The 19,260-nt window shown below is 69.5% G+C and carries 16 protein-coding genes; 11 read left to right on the top strand and 5 right to left on the bottom strand.

What is annotated here, in order from left to right:
- Window positions 1-189: 189 nt before the first annotated feature.
- The 3 genes from H4281_RS19120 (at window position 190) to H4281_RS19110 (ending at window position 6,584) form a co-directional block, all read left to right on the top strand.
- Window positions 190-3,438: a GH92 family glycosyl hydrolase gene (locus H4281_RS19120; protein ID WP_246412064.1), complete on the top strand. Its 3,249-nt coding sequence runs from the start codon at window positions 190-192 to the stop codon at window positions 3,436-3,438.
- Between the two features lie 74 nt (window positions 3,439-3,512).
- Entirely contained in the window at window positions 3,513-5,900 is a 2,388-nt protein-coding gene (locus H4281_RS19115; protein WP_182892291.1) for a GH92 family glycosyl hydrolase, read from the top strand.
- 315 nt (window positions 5,901-6,215) lie between these two features.
- Window positions 6,216-6,584, top strand: coding sequence for a DUF3817 domain-containing protein (locus H4281_RS19110; RefSeq protein WP_037811885.1), 369 nt, complete (start codon window positions 6,216-6,218; stop codon window positions 6,582-6,584).
- 51 nt (window positions 6,585-6,635) lie between these two features.
- Here H4281_RS19110 and H4281_RS19105 read toward each other — a convergent pair whose 3' ends face one another.
- Window positions 6,636-7,136: a MarR family winged helix-turn-helix transcriptional regulator gene (locus H4281_RS19105; protein WP_182892290.1), complete on the bottom strand. Its 501-nt coding sequence runs from the start codon at window positions 7,134-7,136 to the stop codon at window positions 6,636-6,638.
- Window positions 7,137-7,207: 71 nt separating this feature from the next.
- Between H4281_RS19105 and H4281_RS19100 the strand changes: the two genes are divergently transcribed.
- Window positions 7,208-7,513: a thiamine-binding protein gene (locus H4281_RS19100; RefSeq protein ID WP_182892289.1), complete on the top strand. Its 306-nt coding sequence runs from the start codon at window positions 7,208-7,210 to the stop codon at window positions 7,511-7,513.
- Between the two features lies 1 nt (window position 7,514).
- Here H4281_RS19100 and H4281_RS19095 read toward each other — a convergent pair whose 3' ends face one another.
- On the bottom strand, window positions 7,515-7,922 hold the full coding sequence (locus H4281_RS19095; RefSeq protein WP_182892288.1) for a hypothetical protein: 408 nt from the start codon (window positions 7,920-7,922) through the stop codon (window positions 7,515-7,517).
- 155 nt (window positions 7,923-8,077) lie between these two features.
- Here H4281_RS19095 and H4281_RS19090 point away from each other — a divergent pair, with 155 nt between their 5' ends.
- Window positions 8,078-9,004, top strand: coding sequence for a tetratricopeptide repeat protein (locus H4281_RS19090; protein ID WP_220507458.1), 927 nt, complete (start codon window positions 8,078-8,080; stop codon window positions 9,002-9,004).
- A 46-nt stretch (window positions 9,005-9,050) separates the two neighbouring features.
- Here the strand turns inward: H4281_RS19090 and H4281_RS19085 are convergent, their stop codons facing one another.
- Window positions 9,051-10,493, bottom strand: a complete 1,443-nt coding sequence (locus tag H4281_RS19085) for a neutral zinc metallopeptidase (RefSeq protein ID WP_182892286.1) — start codon at window positions 10,491-10,493, stop codon at window positions 9,051-9,053.
- Window positions 10,494-10,621: 128 nt separating this feature from the next.
- On the opposite strand from H4281_RS19085, the gene glgP reads away from it, so the two are divergent.
- On the top strand, window positions 10,622-13,165 hold the full coding sequence (gene glgP, locus H4281_RS19080) for an alpha-glucan family phosphorylase (protein WP_182892285.1): 2,544 nt from the start codon (window positions 10,622-10,624) through the stop codon (window positions 13,163-13,165).
- A gap of 105 nt (window positions 13,166-13,270) precedes the next feature.
- Here glgP and H4281_RS19075 read toward each other — a convergent pair whose 3' ends face one another.
- Window positions 13,271-13,666, bottom strand: coding sequence for a rhodanese-like domain-containing protein (locus H4281_RS19075; protein WP_182892284.1), 396 nt, complete (start codon window positions 13,664-13,666; stop codon window positions 13,271-13,273).
- Complete coding sequence (locus tag H4281_RS19070) at window positions 13,663-14,208, bottom strand: cysteine dioxygenase (RefSeq protein WP_182892283.1); 546 nt, start codon at window positions 14,206-14,208, stop codon at window positions 13,663-13,665. Before H4281_RS19070 ends, H4281_RS19075 begins: the two co-directional genes overlap by 4 nt.
- Before the next feature lie 343 nt (window positions 14,209-14,551).
- Here H4281_RS19070 and H4281_RS19065 point away from each other — a divergent pair, with 343 nt between their 5' ends.
- The 5 genes from H4281_RS19065 to H4281_RS19045 all read left to right on the top strand — a co-directional run bounded on the left by H4281_RS19065 (window position 14,552) and on the right by H4281_RS19045 (window position 19,189).
- Entirely contained in the window at window positions 14,552-15,364 is an 813-nt protein-coding gene (locus tag H4281_RS19065) for an ABC transporter ATP-binding protein (protein WP_182892282.1), read from the top strand.
- 73 nt (window positions 15,365-15,437) lie between these two features.
- Window positions 15,438-16,217, top strand: a complete 780-nt coding sequence (locus H4281_RS19060) for an enoyl-CoA hydratase/isomerase family protein (RefSeq protein ID WP_037811874.1) — start codon at window positions 15,438-15,440, stop codon at window positions 16,215-16,217.
- A 20-nt stretch (window positions 16,218-16,237) separates the two neighbouring features.
- Window positions 16,238-17,194 (top strand): class I SAM-dependent methyltransferase, encoded by a 957-nt coding sequence (locus H4281_RS19055; protein ID WP_182892590.1) that lies wholly within the window; start codon window positions 16,238-16,240, stop codon window positions 17,192-17,194.
- Between the two features lies 1 nt (window position 17,195).
- On the top strand, window positions 17,196-18,404 hold the full coding sequence (locus H4281_RS19050) for a class I SAM-dependent methyltransferase (protein ID WP_182892281.1): 1,209 nt from the start codon (window positions 17,196-17,198) through the stop codon (window positions 18,402-18,404).
- 23 nt (window positions 18,405-18,427) lie between these two features.
- Complete coding sequence (locus tag H4281_RS19045) at window positions 18,428-19,189, top strand: HAD family acid phosphatase (RefSeq protein ID WP_182892280.1); 762 nt, start codon at window positions 18,428-18,430, stop codon at window positions 19,187-19,189.
- Window positions 19,190-19,260 lie beyond the last annotated feature (71 nt).

The raw sequence follows: 19,260 nt of genomic DNA, 5'->3' as shown, positions 1-19,260 counted from the left end.
CGCTTCGCCGAATGCGCTGGTGCGGATGGTGGACATCGTTGTCTCGAATCGGACAGGCTCTCACCTCGGTCTTGACGATCCGGTGAGCCATTGCCGAAGGTAGCCCGCATCGACGGTGCGCGACAAGGTTGTCATCGATGCCTCGACGGCTGGTGACGGCGGATTCGCGCCGGAACAACTGGAGAGGCGATGGCGATGGCGCGAGCGCGCTGGAGAGCCGGACTGATCTTCCTGACATCCGCGGTCGTGGCGGCGGTGGCCCCGGCCGCCCCGGCACTGGCCGATCCCGCGGCGAGCGCCGCGAAGACCGCCGACCCGGCGAAGTGGGTGAACCCGTTCGTCGGCACCCGGCCCGGCGGCGCGGACCACGGAACCGGCGGCGGCGCGGGCAACACCTTCCCCGGCGCGGTCGCGCCGTTCGGGATGGTGCAGTGGAGCCCGGACACGAAGAAATCCCAGCCGGGCGGCTATTTCTACGACGACAACACGATCACCGGATTCAGCCTCACGCACCTTTCCGGCGCGGGCTGCACCACTTATCAGGACCTGCCGTTCATGCCATACGTCGGCGAGATCAGCACGTCGCCCGCGACCGACCCGGGCCACTACACCTCGACCTTCTCGCATCAGAACGAGCACGCGACCGCTGGCGCGTACGACGTCGCCCTGGACAACGGCGCGAAGGTCGAGCTGAGCGCGACGCAGCGCACCGGTTCCGGCCGCTTCACCTACCCGGCGGGCGCGGCGTCGACGTTGCTGGTCAACACCTCCGGTTCGGTCAACGGCACCGACGACGCGTCGATCAGCATCGGCAAGGACACCATCAGCGGCTGGGCGACCAGCGGCCGGTTCTGCGGCGCGAAGAACACATACCGGGTCTATTTCTCGGCGAAGTTCGACACCCCGTTCGAGTCCGTCGGGACGTGGAAGAACGGCGCGGTGACGCCGGGCAAGACCGCGGAGACCGGCGGGGCCAAGGCGAAGGTCGCGCAGCCCAACGGGATCGGCTCGTCGATGGCGCGCCCGGCGGCGGCGAAACCGCAGGACACCACGGTCAGCGGACCGGGCAGCGGCGGGTACGTGACGTTCCCGAATCTCAACGGCGCGCAGGTCAACGTCCAGGTCGGACTGTCCTTTGTGTCCGTCGACGGGGCGAAGGCGAACCTGAAGGAGGAGAACAACGGCAAGCAGTCGTTCGACGCGGTGGCGGCGTCCGCGCGGAAGGCGTGGAACGACCAGCTCGGCAAGATCCAGGTCAGCGGCGGCAGCGACGCCGACACCACGACGTTCTACACCTCGCTGTACCACTCGCTGATCCAGCCGAATGTGTTCTCCGATGTGGACGGTCGCTACCCCGGTTTCGACGGCCGGATCCACCAGGCCGAGCGCGGGCACGCGATGTACACCAACATCTCCGGCTGGGACATCTACCGCTCAGAAGTCCCCTTGCTGGCCACGATCGCGCCGAAACAGACCTCGGACCTCGTGCGCTCGATGATGGCCTTCGCCGAACAAGGCGGTTCGTGGGACCGCTGGACGGTGGCGAACGACTACACCGGCGTGATGAACGGGGATCCGTACCACATCATCGTTTCCAGCGCTTACGCGTTCGGTGCGCGCGATTTCGACGCGCAGAAAGCGTTGCTGCTCATGATCAAGGGTGCGACGCAGCCGACGCAGGGCTACACCGAACGCCCGGGTCTGCAGGACTACCAGCGGCTCGGCTACGTGCCCGGCGCGGCGGCGGACACCCTGGAGTACACGAGCGCGGACTTCGCCATCGCCCAGTTCGCGAAGCGGCTCGGCGACAGCGCCACGTACACCACGTTCATGAAGCGCGCGCAGTACTGGCAGAACCTCTACAACCCGGGCAGCGGACATCTTCAGCCGCGCAACGCGGACGGTTCCTTCTCCGGGAACTACGACCCGGCGAGCTCGCAGGGCTGGGTCGAGGGCAACGGCGCGCAGTACGACTGGATGGTTCCGTACGACCTCGCCGGTCTCGTGACCGCCTTCGGCGGCAACACTGCCACGCAGTCGCGTTTGGACACGTTCTTCACCAAGCTGAACGCCGGAACCCATGAGCCGTACGCGTTCCTGGGCAACGAGCCGAACTCGAACGCGCCGTACGTGTACTCGTTCGCCGGCGCTCCGGCGAAGACGCAGAACATCGTGCGCCGGGCGATGGACGAGCTGTACAACCCGCGTCCGGAAGGCTTGATCGGCAACGACGACCTCGGGCAGATGTCGTCCTGGTACGTCTGGTCCGCGCTCGGCGTCTACCCGGAGATCCCGGGCCGCGCCGAAACCGTGCTGACCACGCCGCGCTTCGCGCACGCCGAGGTGACCACCGGGGCGGGCAAGAAGATCACTGTCAACGCTCCCGGCACCGGTGAGTACACCAGCGCCCTGCAGGTGAACGGCAGTGCGGCCGGCAAGGCATGGCTGTCGGAAGGGTTGATATCTCAGGGCGGCAAGCTGGACTTCACTCGCTCGACGACCGCGACCGCGTGGGGCTCCGCTCCGGCTGACGCGCCGCCGTCGTTCCGCGAGCAGGAGAAGCCGAGCCTGTCCTTTGTGGACCCGGCGCGCGCGGTGGTGCCCGCCGGCACGACCTCGACCGCCTCGGTGGGCGTGCAGGATCTGTCCGGCGCCGCGAGGACCTGGACTTATTCCGCGGGCAGCGCGGACGGCATCACGCTGACCCCCGCGACCGGCTCCGTCCAGGTCCCGGCGGCGGGCAAGGGTCACGCTGACGTGACGGTGAGCGTTCCGGCGGGCACCTCCGACGGTCCGCGCCGGATCCCGGTCACGTTCTCCTCGCCGGGTCTCGCGGACGTCCAGGCGGTGCTGACCGTCCTGGTGGCGAAGCCGAACAGTTGGCCGGCCACGGTGAACAACACCGGTCTGTCGCCGGACGCGAACTCGGCGGCCGGGAACTTCGACGGCGGCGGCTGGAGCTACTCCGCGGACGCGCTGGCCAAGGCCGGCGCCAAGCCGGGCAGCACGGTGTCGAGCGACGGGCTGAACTTCACCTGGCCGTCGTACCCGGCCGGCGACCCGGACAACGTCGTGGCCTCGGGCCAGACGATCACTCTGTCCGGTTCGGGACGGCTCGCGCTGCTCGGCTCCGCCAGCAACGGCAACGCCCAGGGCACGCTCACCGTCACCTACACCGACGGCAGCAAGTCCACCGCCACCGTCGGATTCTCCGACTGGACCCTCGGCGGCGGCGGAGCGCAGCCGGCGTTCGGCAACCGGATCGTCCTGTCCACGCCGTACCGCAACTCCGCGGGCGGCGACCCGCAGCAGATCCGCACGATGGTGTTCGCCACCGCGCCGATCACGCTGGACGCGGGCAAAACCGTCGCGAGCGTGACATTGCCGAGCGGCGTCAGCGGCGGCTCGATGCACGTGTTCGCCATCGCCGCGGGCTGACCTTCCGTGAGGGGAACCCTGAAGGACTCAAGTCCTTCAGGGTTCCCCTCACGTACTTTTCCCAGAGGAGTCACATGAGGAGCAGGGTTCTGGCGGGCGCGATGGCGCTCGCTGTCACCGCGGCGGCGCTCACGCCGGTCGCGGCACAAGCGCGTCCGGCCGATCCGCTGGACGCGGTGAACACGTTCATCGGCACACAGGACGAGGGCAACACTTTCCCCGGTGCGTCCGCGCCGTTCGGCATGGTCCAATCCAGCCCCATCACCACGCATTACGCCGGATATCTCTACACCGACACGGCGATTCGCGGCTTCGGCCACTTCTTCCTGTCCGGAGCGGGCTGCTGGGAACAGGGCGGTCTGGTGTCCATGCTGCCCACCACTGGAGACATCGGCCCGGGCGCGGCGTTCGACACCAGCAAGCCCGCGACGTTCGACCAAGCCAAGTACGCCGCGCCGTATACGCACGAGGGTGAAGTCGGCAAACCCGGCTACTACAAGGTGCACCTGACCGGATACGGCGGCATCGACGTCGAAACCACCGCCAGCACGCGCAGCGGCGTCGAACGGTATTCCTTCGACAAATCCGGCCCAGCCAACGTTTTCGTGAACGTCGGACAGGCCAACGCGAAGGAGCCGGTCAGCGGCAGCAGTGTCCGGATCATCGACGACCACACCATCGCGGGCACCGTCGAATCGCAGGCCTTCTGCGGTGGCAAGCCCTACACCACTTACTTCACCACGAAATTCGACCAGCCGTTCTCTTCCTACGGCACGTGGTCGCCGGACGGCGGCACACCTGGAAGCCGTTCGGCACAAGGGGGCGCGGGCCTGCGCGGCGCGTGGCTGACCTTCCCGAAGGGCGGCCAGGTCACTGCCACCACGTCGATTTCCCAAGTGGACGCGCGCGGCGCGGACACGAACCTCGCCGCCTCGCGCGTCCGTCCGTTCGAGGCGGTGAAGAACGACGTCCAGCGTGACTGGCGCCGTGAGCTGTCCAGTGTGGACATCACCGGCGGCGCCCCGGACGACCGCACGGTCTTCTACACCTCGCTCTACCACGCCTTCCTGCAACCGCTGACCGCCAACGACGCCGACGGCCGGTACTACGGCTTCGACAAGAAGATCCACCGAGCGATCGGCTGGACGTACTACGACTTCTTCTCCCTCTGGGACACTTATCGCTCGCAGAACCAGTTGCTGGCCCTGCTGAAACCGGACCGGGCCCGCGACGTCGCGAAGAGCATCCTCGCCATCCACGACCAAGGCGGCTGGCTCCCGCGCTGGGCGTACGCGAGCCAGGAAACCAACACCATGACCGGAGACCCAGTCACGCCGTTCCTGGTCGACCTGTGGCGGTTCGGCGCGCTGAGCGGCGACGAAATGCACGCCTACCAAGCGCTGCTGCAGAACTCCCGCGAAATCCCGCCCGCGTCGTCGCCGTTCCAAGGCCGCTCCGGCAACGCGAGCTACCAGGCCGGCGGATTCGTCCAATACGACCCGAACTTCCCGAAAAAGGGCCAGGACACCGACCCGGCACACGGCGCGTCCGCGACCCTCGAATACGCCCTCGCCGACTGCTCCCTCTCGGTGATGGCCTCCGCGCTCGGCCGTAAGCAAGACGCGAAGCAGCTGGCCGCCAAGGGCCGGACGTACGCGACGCTCTGGGATCCGTCGGTGACCGACCGCGGCTTCACCGGCTACTTCCGCCCGAAGGTGACCGGCGGCAGCTGGTACACCCCGGCCGACGGCCCGTACAGCCCGCAAGGCCAGGACGGCTTCCACGAAGGCACCGCGTGGCAGTACCAGTGGCTGGTGCAGCAGGACGTGCCCGGCCTGGTCGCGAAGATGGGCGGTGCGGCCAACGCGGGCAAACGGCTCGACGACTTCTTCGCCTACGACGACCTGGTCAAGGATCCGGCGAAGACCGCGCACGAGAAGTGGGTCGTCGGCCCGTACGACTACTACAAGCAGTTCCGCTACAACCCCAACAACGAGCCCGATCTGCACTCGCCGTGGATGTACACGCTCACCGGACAGCCGTGGAAGACCTCCGCGGTGGTGCGGGCCGCGCACACGCTGTTCACGAACGCCCCCAACGGCGTCACCGGGAACGACGACCTCGGCACCATGTCCGCCTGGTACGTCTTCAGCGCCCTCGGCCTCTACCCGGCTGTCCCGGGCACCGGCAACTTCGTGCTCAACGCGCCGCGGTTCGCCAAGTCCGTGCTGCACCTGCCGAACGGCCGCGACTTCACCATCAACGCGCGCGGCGCGAGCGGGGCGCAATTGCAGTACGTCTCCGGGCTGCGCGTCAACGGCACGGCGTCGGACAAAACGTTCGTCAGCCTCGAACAACTGCGCCGCGGGTCCACTCTGGACTTCTCGCTGACCGGCGACGCATCGAAGGCCACGTGGGGAACGTCACGCTTCTCCGCACCGGCTTCTCCTTGTGCCGGTTAGTGATCGCGGCAGGACAGTCGGTGAAGACCGCCTCCCGGATCCTGGGATCGGGAGGCGGTCTTTCCCGTTAACCGGGCATTTCCCGCCCGTTTCCGCCCCCTGTCCGGAATTGGTGCAGACCTTTGCCCTGATCGCTCGTGACCAGAGTCACGGGCCCCGGTGTTCCGGTGAGGCCGGTCACGCCTCACACTGGTCTCATACTCGTTCGACAGCGCTGTTGACGCCAGGCGGTTTCCGTCCGCCTTGGACAGTCGCGTCGGACGTGTTTTTTGTGTGTGCAGTCAGCACGCACCGGGTGACGCACAGGAGGATGTCGTGTCCAGCAAGGCCGCTCTCGTGTTCCGCGTGGCCGCAGTCGCCGAGGCTCTGTCCTGGCTCGGCTTGCTGATCGGGATGTTTCTCAAGTACGTCGTCGACGCGTCTAACGAGGGCGGCGTGCCCGTCCTCGGCATGGTGCACGGCGTCGTCTTCGCCCTGTACGTGATCGTCTCCCTGTCCGTGGCCAAGCCGCTGGGCTGGCGGGGCAAGACCCTGGTGCTGGCGCTGCTCGCGAGCATCCCGCCGCTGTTCACCTGGCTGTTCGAGAAGTGGGCCCTGCGCAACGGCAAGCTCGACGGCCCGCAGCGGCTGACCCACGGCGGCGTCGGACTCTTCGTCCGCGCGCAGGAGCCGGTCGGCGTCTGATCTTCCGCTTTTCCCGAAGGGCCCGTGCGAACCGCGCGGGCCCTTCGCGCGTCACGAGGTGAAATCGCCCGCCGACTTGCGCACCTTGGTGAGCAGTTCGGTCAGCTGCTCCACCTGCCGCTCGGTGAGCCCGGTGAGCCCGAAGTCGATGCCGGTGACCGCGGCGGTGGCGGTCTCCCGCAGCGCGCGCCCCTCGTCGGTGATCTCGACGAGCGTCGTGCGCCGGTCGGTCGGATGCGGCACGCGCTTCACGAGCCCGTCGCGCTCGAGCCGGTCCACTATGTTGGTGACGCTGGTGGGATGCAGCTGCAGCCGTTCGCCCATCACCCGCATCGGCAGCCGCGCGTTGCGGGAGAAGGTGAGCAGCACTAGCGCCTCGTAGCGGGCGAAGGTGAGGCCGTGCGGCTTGAGAGCGCCGTCGACCGCCGACTGGATGATCTGCTGCACCCGCATCACACCGGTGACCGCGGCCATGGTTCCGGCCGGGCCGATCCGGTCTTCCCACAGCTGCGCGGCACGGGCGATCGGATCGAACGGCAGCGGACGGTTCATGGCAACCGAAGCTACCAGCGGGTACCCCGGTCGTGGGGGTCGCCCTGCGGGAACAGGGAAAGGAAAGCCGCATGATCGTCGCGTTCAGCGTGAGCCCCTCGGCGGGAGAACCGGACGGCGGAGTGAGCGAGGCCGTCTCGCGCGCGGTGAAGGTGGTGCGCGAATCGGGGCTGCCGAACTCGACCAGCTCCATGTTCACGGAGATCGAAGGCGACTGGGACTCCGTGATGGCAGTGGTGAAGAAGGCGGTGGAAGCCGCGGGCGAGGGCTCGGCGCGCGTCGGGCTGGTGCTGAAGGCCGACATCCGCCCCGGCTACGACTCGGGCCAGCTCACCGCGAAGGTCGAGCGGGTGGAAGCGCATCTGCGCGAGGGCTGAGCTAGGGAATCGGCGGGGTGAAGGCGACGGTCCAGCGTCCTTTGGCGCTGGTCACGGCGAGCCGATAGCTGAACTGCTCGCCCGCGCCGGTCTTCCCGCGCACAATAACCGTGGTCGGCGCGCGCTCGTCCGGCGCGAGCTGCACCGAGATGTCGCGCGCGTTCCCGTCCTTGAGGACGCCGACGTAGTCCTTGGCAAGGTCGTCCCCGCCGGATCCGGGGACGTCGAAGAGCCCGGCGAGCGCGTCCGCGTCCCGTCCGCTCAGCGCGGCGGTCAGCTCCGTGCGCAGTTCCGGCGGGGACGCCGCGCCGGGCGGGTCCTGGTGCGCGACGGATGCCGTGATGCTGGCGATCCACGCCACCGCGACCACGACGGCGACGGCCACCGTGACGTTGCGCCGGCTGAGCATCCTGCGGCCTCCTCGTTGTCCTCGCGCAGAGCATGCCTCAGCGGACTGCTCATGCCAAAAGCGAACCTCGGGGCTGCCGCTGAACTCTCGCGGCGAGGCGTGCCAGGATGGAGGGCGTGACACACCCACGCGGATCTGCAGCGAACTCAGCGGCCATGTCCGCCGCGTTGTCCGGCGCGGTCGACCTGTCCGCGCTCAAAGCCAGGGCGGAGGCGTCCCGGAACCAGCCGCCGTCGACGGCGGGGGCAGGACAGCCGGGCGGCACTCCGGCCCCGTCGTCGGACACGGTGCTCGAGGTCACCGAGGCGACCTTCCAGTCCGTCGTCGAACTTTCCCTCAACCAGCTCGTGGTCGTCGACCTGTGGGCCGGGTTCTCCGAACAGTGCCAGCAGCTGACCGCCGTGCTGGAGCGGCTCGCGGGCGAGAGCGGCGGCGCCTGGGTGCTCGCGAAGGTCGACGTCGAGGCGAACCCGCGCATCGCGCAGGCGTTCGGCGCGCAATCGGTCCCGACCGTGGTCGCGATCGCCGGCGGCCAGCCCGTGGACGCCTTCTCCGGCGCGCTGCCGGAGCCGGAGATCCGCAAGTGGCTGGGCTCGCTGCTCGACGCCCTGCGCGACCGCCTGCCCGGCATCCGCGCCGCCGAGGAAGCCCGCGGTCCGGTCGAAGAGCCGGAGGACCCGCGCTTCACCGAGGCCGAGGACGCCTTCGAGCGAGGCGACTACGCCGCCGCGCAGGCCGCGTACGAGCGCATCCTGGACGCCGAACCGGCCAACGAGCTGGCGAAGAACGCGCTGGCCCAGGTCAAGTTCACCGCCCGCGCCGAAGCCGCCGACCCCAGCGCCCGCGAGAAGGCCGAAGCCGACCCGAAGGACATCGACGCCCAGCTCGCGGCCGCTGACCTGGACATCGCCGAGCAGGACGTCGAAGGCGCGTTCCGCCGCCTGGTCGACGTCGTCCGCCGCACTGCCGGGGACGATCGCAACCGCGTCCGCGAACACCTGGTCGCGCTGTTCGAGCTCTTCGACCCGTCGGACGAGCGCGTCGGGAAGGCCCGCCGCGACCTGGCGAGCGCGTTGTTCTGAGCCGACGAAAAAGGGCCGCACCGGAACGGTGCGGCCCTTTCCGCTGTCAGGGGTACTGCTTCGAGCAGGAAGACGACCCCTCGAGGTAGCCGCGGCGCAGCGCCTCGACCCGGTCGAACCCGCTGTCCGGCCGCTCCCCGTTCACGTTCGCCGACACCAGCCCGTCCGGCCGGAGCAGATCCGCGATCGCCTCGTCCAGGTCTCCGGACGACAACTTCAGCTTCACCCCGCCCGTCGGATGATTCGAGAACGCCGCCCAAGCCCCCACCAGGCACGCGGTCCGCAAGCCGGCGTTAGGCGTATCGATCGACGCCCCCACGCCCTTCTGGACCCCGATCGCGTACCGCGACGCCAACTCGGCGAAGGCGGCGAAGTCGCCCAGCCCGCCGCCGGCCCGGCCGGCCATCTCGGCTTCCTGGTCCACCGGCTCGGCCAGCTTCTCCAGCGCCCGCTGATCGAAGGTCACCGTGTTGTCGTTGGGGCAATAAGACGCGGGCGGCGTGCTCGGCCCGCCAGGGCAGCTCCCCGGCCCGGCCCGGAACTGCGGCCCCTGCACGCCCGCGCCCTTGAACGCCTCGTCAAGGCTGGCCTTCAGATCCGTCACCGTCTGCTCGCCGAACCGGGTGTCGCCCTTGCCCTTGTCGCCCGAGTCGAACGGCCGCTCAGTCAACCGCTTCTGCACGTTCTGCGCGTTCATCCCCGCGCATTCCTTCGGCCCCTTCTCGAACCCGGCCTGGAACGCGTACGTCCGGTCGAACGCCGTGCCGTGCGCCTGCCGGTCCGTCGCGCTGGTCCCGGCCTGGTCGCGGATGAAGAACATCGCGGCCAGGATCTGGTCCAGCCCCTCCGCGGTCGACACCCGGTAGAACTTGCTCTTGTCCTCGGCGACCCACCGGAAGTACCCGCCGGCGAAGCAGTCCGCCTGCTGTTCCTTCACGACGGTGGGCGTCGACTTCGAAATCCCCGCCGTCGCCCCGAGCCGGTACTGGATCGCGTGGCCGAACTCGTGCGCCAGCACGGTCACCACCGACATCGGCCCGAACCGCTTGCGCAGCATCGGCAGCAGCACGCCGCGGTCCCACGCCACCGAATCGTCGCCCGCGCAGTAGAAGGCGTTCACCAGCTGCTTGACGCTGCCGCACGCGGTGTCCTCGGTGTCGCGCTTCGAGTCGTAGGACAGCAGCGATTTGACCGGCTCGAACCGCTTGCCGCCGAACTCCGCGGGCAGCGCCTCGGTCCAGTACGCCTGCACGTCCGCGATCGCGGCGGTGGCGAGCTGGTCGTCCTCGCCGCCGCTGGCGTTCTTGACCCGCAGATCCGGCCGCGGCGCGTCGGTCCGCAGCCCGCTCTCGAAGTGCGTGACCGGCAGCCCGGCGACGTTCCCGGCGCCCGGTGTCGCCGGAGGAGCCTTGTCCCCGCACGCGGCCGTCCCCAGCACGGTCGCGGCGACCAGCGCGACCAGCGCGTACCGGCGTCCCCCTCGGCTCATGTTCCCTCGTTCCCATCCGCGTCCCGACAACGAACCCGGACATTACTGACCCGGATGGCGCAACGCGCGGACAATCCCCGAAGTGGGGTGCGAGCGCGCGCGAAGCGAGCCGGATATCGTCGCTGACCATGCGTGCAGTCCGCCGGTTCACCGTCCGCGCCAGCCTGCCCGAGCCGCTCGCCGGGCTCGGCGCACTCGCGACCAACCTTCGCTGGACCTGGCATCCGCCGACGCGCGACCTGTTCGCCTCGATGGACGCCGAACTCTTCAACAAGATCCGCGACCCGCTGCGCATGCTCACCGCGCTGCCGCCGGAACGGCTCGAAGAACTGGCGAAGGACGAGGACTTCCTGAACCGCACCCGCGAGGCCGCGGCCGGGCTGGAGCGCTACCTCACCGAACCGCGCTGGTACCAGCGGCGCACCGATGACGGCCTGCCGCGGGCGGTCGCGTACTTCTCGATGGAATTCGGGGTCACCGAGGCGCTGCCGAACTACTCCGGCGGCCTCGGCGTGCTCGCCGGCGACCACCTCAAGGCGGCCTCGGACCTCGGCGTCCCGATGGTCGGTGTGGGCCTGCTGTACCGGTCCGGCTACTTCCGCCAGGGCCTGTCGCTCGACGGCTGGCAGGTCGAGCACTACCCGGTGATCGACCCGAACGCGTTCCCGCTGGAACTGGTCACCGAGGACGGCCGCCCGGTGCTGGTCGAGGTCGCCATGCCAGGCGGGCGCGACCTGCGCGCGCAGATGTGGCGGGCCCGCGTCGGCCGGATCCCGCTGCTGCTGCTCGACACCGACATCGAGGCCAACGACGAGGACCTCCGCTCGGTCACCGACCGGCTGTACGGCGGCGACGCCGACCACCGGATCCGGCAGGAGATCCTGGCCGGCATCGGCGGGTTCCGCGCGGTGCGGAAGTTCTGCGAGCTGACCGGGCATCCGCAGCCGAAGGTGTTCCACACCAACGAGGGGCACGCCGGATTCCTCGGGCTGGAGCGCGCCCGCGAGATCATCCAGTCCGACGGGCTCGCCTTCGACGAGGCGCTGCCCGCGGTCCGCGCCGGCACCGTGTTCACCACGCACACACCGGTCAGCGCGGGCATCGACCGCTTCCCGGTCGACCTCGTGCAGCGCTACTTCTCCGACGGCAGGCTCGTCCCGGACGTCGACGTCCGCCGCGTGCTGCAACTCGGCGCGGAGGACAACCCCGGCCTGTTCAACATGGCGCACATGGGGCTGCGTCTGGCACAGCGTGCAAACGGTGTCTCCGAGCTGCACGGCCGCGTCACGCGCCGGATGTTTTCCCGCCTGTGGCCCGGTTTCGACGACGCCGAGGTGCCGATCGCGTCGATCACCAACGGCGTGCACGGGCCGACGTGGGTGGCGCGCGAGCTGAGCGCGCTGCTCGGCGGCAACCACGAGGAGTTCGGCCACGAGGGCCGCACGCCGGACAGTTCGCTGCGCGACGGCGTCAGCGACCAGCAGCTGTGGGAACTGCGCCGGGAACTGCGCGAGAAGCTGGTCGGCGAGGTCCGGCGGCGGGTGCGGGCGGCGTGGATGCAGCGTGGCGCCTCAGCACTGGAACTGGGCTGGACCGACCGCGTTTTCGACCCGGACGTGCTGACCGTCGGCTTCGCCCGCCGCGTGCCGACGTACAAGCGGCTCACGCTGATGCTGCGCGACCCGGACCGGCTGCGCGCGCTGCTGCTGGACGAAAAACGGCCGATCCAGATCGTGATCGGCGGCAAATCGCATCCCGCCGACGAGAACGGCAAGCAGCTGATCCAGCAGATCGTGCGGTTCGTCGACGACCCCGCGGTGCGCCACCGCATCGTCTTCCTGCCGGACTACGACATGTCGATGGCCCGCTACCTCTACCGCGGCTGCGACGTGTGGCTGAACAACCCCGTGCGGACACTGGAGGCGTGCGGCACGTCGGGCATGAAGTCTGCGCTCAACGGCGGCCTGAACCTGTCCATCAAGGACGGTTGGTGGGACGAGTGCTACGACGGCTCGAACGGCTGGGCGATTCCTACGGCGGACGGCGTCACCGACCCGCTCCGCCGCGACGACCTCGAAGCCGCGGCGCTGTACGACCTGCTCGGCCAGCAGATCGCGCCGCTCTACTACGACACCGGCGCGGACGGCGTGCCGACCGGCTGGCTCGCGATGGTCTGGCACACGCTCGAAACGCTGGGCCCGCGAGTGCAGGCGTCGCGCATGGTCCGCGAGTACGTGGATTCCGGCTACCTGCCCGCGTCGAGGATGGTCACCGCCGCCACCGACAACGGCCACCAGGGCGCGCTTTCGCTGGCCGACTACCGCACCAAACTGGAAGTCGCGTGGCCGCGCGTGCGGATCTTCGACGCCGAACTCCAGTACGACCACACCGAACGGCTCGTGGTGGGCACCGAGGTCACCATCCGCGCCCGGATCGACCTCGCCGGTCTCGAACCGTCCGAAGTGGACATCCAAGCCGTGGTGGGCCAGGTCGGCGACGGGGACGAACTCGCGGACGCGGTGCAGGTCCCGATGACGCCGGACGGAATCGGCGCGTTCGCCGCGACCCTGCGCCTGCCGCGCGCGGGCTCGGTCGGCTACACGGTGCGGGTGCTGCCGAAACACCCGCTGCTGGCGAGCCCGGCGGAACTGGCCCGCGTCGTCCTCGCCTGAGCAAGTTCGCGCCCCAATGCCACATTGGGTGCATCTGACGCACCCAATGTGGCGTTCGGTGCGCGGGACGCACCCAATGCCACATTGGGGCGCTCGCGCCCCAGCTCAATCGACCGCCGGGGTTCCGCCTTCCCGTACCGGCAGCCCAGCCGCCGCCCAAGCCCGGAACCCGCCCACGAGATCCGTCGCCTTGGCCAGTCCCAGCCGCTGCAAATCCGCCGCCGCCAGGCTCGACGCGTACCCCTCGTTGCACACCACCACCGCGACGGTCTCCGCCGAAACCCCAGGCAGCCGCCACTCGCTTTCCGGGGCCAGCCGCCACTCCAGGTGGATCCGCTCGACCACCACCGACCCGGGAATCTCGCCCTCGGCGAGCCGGTTGGCGTACGGCCGGATGTCGACGATCAGCGCGCCCTCGGCCTGCAAGGCGGCGGCGCGCGCCGGGTCCGCCCGGTCCAAGGCGGACCGGGCGTCGGCGAGGAAACCATCAAGTGCGGTCATGACCGCACGATGGCAGGAAGCGGCGGGATCTCGTTCGGCACGTCGGCGAGGCTCGGGTACTCGCGGGTCGGCACCAGCGGCGGCGAGTAGGCGTGCACGCTGGCCGCCGGTTCGCTGCCGACGCCGAGCACCTGGTGCGCGCGCCCGGCGCCGAAGCCGATGCCCTGCCCTGCGGTGTGCGTGCGGCGGCGCACCGGGCCGCCGGGGTAGCGGTACTCCTCGCCGAGTTCGCCTTGCAGCACGGTGAACGAACCCGACGCGCCGCCGTGGTCGTGCGGTTTCGTGTGCTGGCCGGGCAACCACGACAGCAGCCACAGTTCGACGCCGTCGGTCAGCGCCAGGCGCGCCCACCAGCGCTGGTCTTCGTCGAAGCGCAGGACGTCGCGCAGGCTGGTGGTCAGCTCGGTGGTGACCGTGCGGGTCAGGTCGGCCAGCTCGCGCGGCGTCCACAGCAGCCGCGCCGGGTGCAGCAGCTCGGGCAGCAGCGGGTCGGTCAGCTGGGGGTGGATTTCGACTTCCGGACGGACGATGGACGTGGTCAACGCGGGTGCTCCTGGTATGAGTCGGAAGATGCCGGGCACGAGGCGACGCGGCACGCCGACGAGGATCAGCGTGCGTGCCGCGCCCGGCTACATCCGCTGGAAGCGACCAGGAGCAGGTCGATCGCGCGACGGCGCCACAACACGGGGCGCGCGGACCTGGACATGCCGTGGATGCTGCCACAGCGCCGCGAGCACGGCCGCTCGTCCCAGCGGCTGGACACCCGGCACGCATCCGGGCCTCGTGAGTGTTTGTGCCGGTTCCAACCGGCACAAACACTCACGAGCGAGTTGCTAGCCCCGGGCGGGTGCGCGCCCGTGCCCGGGCGACCGCCACAATGGGCTCGTGAGCGAGCCGATCCTGCCCAGCGATCCTGACGACCTCGTCGTGCGGATGTCCGGTGTCGGCGTCCGCCGTACCGGAAACGACCTCCTCGCGGCCCTCGACTGGGCGGTCGAGCTGGACGAGCGATGGGTGGTGCTCGGCCCGAACGGCGCGGGCAAGACCACCCTGCTGCGCCTGGCCGCCGCCGAACTGCACCCCACCTCCGGCGAAGTCGACTTGCTCGGCGACCGCATCGGCAAGGTGAACATCTTCGACCTGCGCCCGCGCATCGGCTTCACCTCCGCCGCGATCGCCCAGCGCGTGCCCGGCGACGAGCGCGTCGCCGACGTCGTGGTCAGCGCCGGGTACGCGGTGGTGGGCCGCTGGCGCGAGCAGTACGACCGGATGGACCTCGACCGGGCGACCGAACTGCTCGGCACGCTCGGCATCGCGCACCTGGCCGAGCGCACCTTCGGCACGCTGAGCGAGGGCGAGCGCAAACGCGTGCTGATCGCCCGGTCGCTGATGACCGACCCGGAGCTGCTGCTGCTCGACGAGCCCGCCGCCGGGCTCGACCTCGGCGGCCGCGAGGACCTCGTGGCCCGGCTGTCGGCGCTCGCGATGGACCCGGACGCGCCGGCGATGGTGCTGGTCACCCACCACGTCGAGGAGATCCCGCCCGGCTTCACCCACGCGCTGCTGCTGCGCGAGGGCCGCGCGGTCGTCTCCGGGCTGGTGGACGACGTGATCACCGGCGAGAACCTGTCCAAGACCTTCGACCAGGACCTGGTGCTGGAGCGCTCGGGCGAGCGGTTCTTCGCCCGCCGCAGGTAGGTCGGCTAGGTTGGCCTTACCGGCCGGTAGCCTGCTGGCGCTGCGTCAACGCCGTTAACGAGGAGGAGTTCGCGTGGGAGAGTTCGTAACCCTGGAGGTCGAGGGCGGGGTCGGCACGATCCGGCTGGACCGGCCGCCGGTCAACGCGCTGAACAACCAGGTGCAGGCCGAGCTCGCCGAGGCCGCGCGCGAGGCGTCCGACCGCGACGACGTGCGCGCGGTGATCCTCTACGGCGGCGAGAAGACCTTCGCCGGCGGCGCGGACATCAAGGAGATGGCCTCCCGCACCTACCCGGAGATCGCGAAGTTCGGCGCCGAGCTGACCGCGTCGCTCGCCCGGGTCGCGAACATCCCGAAGCCGGTCGTCTGCGCGATCACCGGCTACGCCCTCGGCGGCGGCCTCGAACTGGCGCTGACCGCGGACTGGCGGATCGCCGGCGACAACGTCAAGGTCGGCCAGCCGGAGATCCAGCTCGGCATCATCCCCGGCGCGGGCGGCACGCAGCGGCTGACCCGGCTGATCGGCCCGAGCAAGGCCAAGGACCTGATCTTCACCGGCCGGTTCGTCAAGGCCGAGGAGGCGCTGAAGCTCGGCATCGTCGACGAGGTCGTCGCCCCGGACGACGTGTACGCGGCCGCGCACAAGTGGGCGTCGCAGTTCGCGAACGGCCCGGCGGTGGCGCTGCGCGCGGCCAAGACGGCGATCGACTCCGGCCTCGACGTCGACCTGGCCACCGGCCTGAAGATCGAAACGCAGCTGTTCACCGCGCTGTGGGCGACTGAGGACCAGCGCAACGGCATGCAGTCGTTCATCGACAACGGCCCCGGCAAAGCCAGTTTCGAGGGGAAGTGACTTCCGTGTCCGACTCAGGAGTGTCCGACCCGGCGCCGAACCCGCACGCGACCGAAGACGAGGTCAAGGCGGCCTACGCCGACCCGAAGCTCGCGAACGTCCTCTACCACGACTGGGAAGCCGGGACGTACGACGAGAAGTGGTCCATTTCCTACGACGAGCGCTGCATCTCCTACGCCACTGACGTGTTCAACGCGGTGGCGGGCGACGACGGCCAGCCTTACCAGCACGCGATGGAACTGGGCAGCGGCACCGGTTTCTTCCTGCTGAACCTGATGCAGGGCGGCGTCGCGAAGAAGGGTTCGGTCACCGACCTGTCGCCGGGCATGGTGCAGGTCGCGTTGCGCAACGCCGAGGGCCTCGGTCTCGACGTCGACGGCCGGGTCGCCGACGCGGAGCGGATCCCCTACGACGACAACACGTTCGACCTCGTGGTCGGGCACGCGGTGCTGCACCACATCCCGGACGTGCGCCAGGCGTTCGGCGAGGTGCTGCGCGTGCTCAAGCCGGGCGGGCGGTTCGTGTTCGCGGGCGAGCCGACGAAGATCGGCGACCGCTACGCGCGCAGGCTCGGCCAGCTCACCTGGTACCTCACCACGAACATCACCAAGCTGCCCGCGCTGAGCGGCTGGCGGCGTCCGCAGTCCGAATTGGACGAGTCCTCGCGCGCGGCGGCGCTGGAGGCGGTGGTCGACATCCACACCTTCGACCCGTCGGAGCTGGAAGCGATGGCGCGCGGCGCCGGTGCCCAGGACGTCCGCGCGGTCACCGAGGAGTTCTCCGCGGCGCTGGCCGGATGGCCGATCCGCACCTTCGAGGCCGCGGTGCCGCAGGAGAAGCTCACCGTGCGCTGGCGGCTGTTCGCCTACCACCTGTGGCTGCGGCTGTCCGCTTTGGACAAGAAGCTGCTGTCGAAGGTGCTGCCGCGCGAGCTGTTCTACAACGTGATGATCACCGGGACCAAGCGGCCGTCCTGAATTGCCCTACAGTTTCACGCTCGACGACGTCGCCTTCCTGCGCTCCGCCGCGGGACGGGCGGCGCTCGCCGAGTGCTCCACTTTGGACGGATCGCGGATCGCGGACGTCACGGCAGCTCGTCGCGTAGCCGGAGAACACGCTTCCCCGGTGCTGGAAACCGTTGCGCTGCGGCGTAAATCGGTTCTGAAGCTGACTTCGTCCGGCGAGTGGCTCTTCACCGGTGACGCCTTGCAACAGGCGAGCGCTACGCCGGTGGCACGGCATCGGGCTTCGCGACTGGCTGGTCACGCCGTGCACGACGTTACCTGCTCAGTCGGCGCGGACCTGATTGAACTGTCCCGGGTCGCTTCAGCCGCGATCGGGTCCGATGTGGATCCGGTGCGGCTGAAAATGGCTCAGCACAACGCTTCCGTCGCCGGAGTCTCGCCGCTCATCGCCCGCTCCGACGCCTTGCGCCCGGTTTCCCGCGACACCGCGGTAGTCGCCGATCCTGCTCGCCGCGACTCCGCTGGCCGCCGGGTGTGGCGTCCGGCCGACTTCCTGCCGCCGCTCGACGAACTCGTGGCCGCCTATCCCGGCCGGGTCCTGTCGGTGAAATGCGCGCCCGGCATGGATTTCTCCATCGCCCCGTGGGCGGACGAGGTCGAACTCGTGTCGCTCGACGGCCAAGTCCGCGAAGCCTGCCTGTGGCGAGGGCTCTCGTCCGGTGTTGCCCGCCGAGCGACAGTGTTGCGTTCGGACGGTTCACAGTGGACTCTCACCGACGCGGAGCCAGACGACATTCCCGTGCAAGCAGCGGGGGAGTGGCTGGTCGACCCGGACGGCGCGGTCGTGCGCGCTGGACTCGTGCGCCATTACGCAGCTCGGCACGGCTTGTGGCAGCTGGACGAACGCATCGCCTACCTCACCGGTGACACGCCACCGCCCGGCGTGCGGGCCTTCCGGGTGCTGGAACAATTGCCGTATCGGGAAAAGACGCTCGGGCAGGCGTTGAAGAAGCTCGACGTCGGGCGGCTGGAAATCCTCGTCCGCGGCCTCGACGTGGACCCGGACGCTTTGCGTCGCAAGCTGAAACCGCGCGGCAGCGAAGAGTCCACTGTGGTGCTGACGCGGATCGGCCGGTCGCCGGTGGCGTTCGTGTGCCGGGCCGAACGCATCCCAACGGAGGGTTTTCAAGCCGAGGAACGCGGCGTAAGTTCTGCGGGTTGACGAATCATCACTGGAGGGTCGCTGTGTCTCGTTTTCCCGCTCTCGTCAAATTGGCCGCCGCCGCGGCCGTCGGCGCCACCGTCGCAGGCGGCGCGACCGCACTCGCCGGTTCGGACGCCGTCACCGCCGCGCACGGCCGCGAACCGGCCAACATCGGCCAGGTGAAGAACGACGTCAAGGCGTACTACGGCGACTGGCTCGACGCGTCCGGCAAGCACCACTACTCCGAGACCAGCCGGTTCGTCACCGACACCAAGCGCGTGCTCGCCGACGCGAAGCGGTACCTGCAGCAGAAGCTGGGGAAGGTGAAGAACCCGGCGATCGTGCTCGACGTGGACGACACGTCCGAGATCACCTATGGCTGGGAAGCCGACAACGACTTCGGCTTCGACCCGGCGAAGCAGCAGAAAGCCATCGACGACGGCACCTTCGAGGCCAACAAACCGGTGCTGGAGCTGACGAAGTGGGCCGCCGAACGAGGCGTGCAGATCTACTTCCTGACCGGCCGCAACGACAAACAGGGCCCGCAGTCGCTCAAGAACCTCGCCAACGAGGGCTACCCGACCCCGGCCGGTGCGTACTTCAAGCCGAAGACCACCCCGCCGGACTACCTGCCGTGCGGCCTGAACTGCAACACCGTGCAATACAAGTCGGGCACCCGCGCGCACATCCAGTCGACCGGCGCGCACATCGTGCTCAACCTGGGCGACCAGTTCAGCGACCTCGAAGGCGGCTACGCGGATCACCCGGTGAAGCTGCCGAACCCGATGTACTACCTGCCCTGATCCCGGTTTTCGAAAGCTGTTCCGGAGTCAGCCCGGGTCCCGCGCCGGGCCCGGGCTGCTCCGTCTTTCCC

It is taken from the genome of Amycolatopsis dendrobii, from assembly GCF_014145675.1.
Lineage (GTDB): Bacteria > Actinomycetota > Actinomycetes > Mycobacteriales > Pseudonocardiaceae > Amycolatopsis > Amycolatopsis dendrobii.
This window is presented reverse-complemented; position numbering and strand designations above follow the sequence as displayed.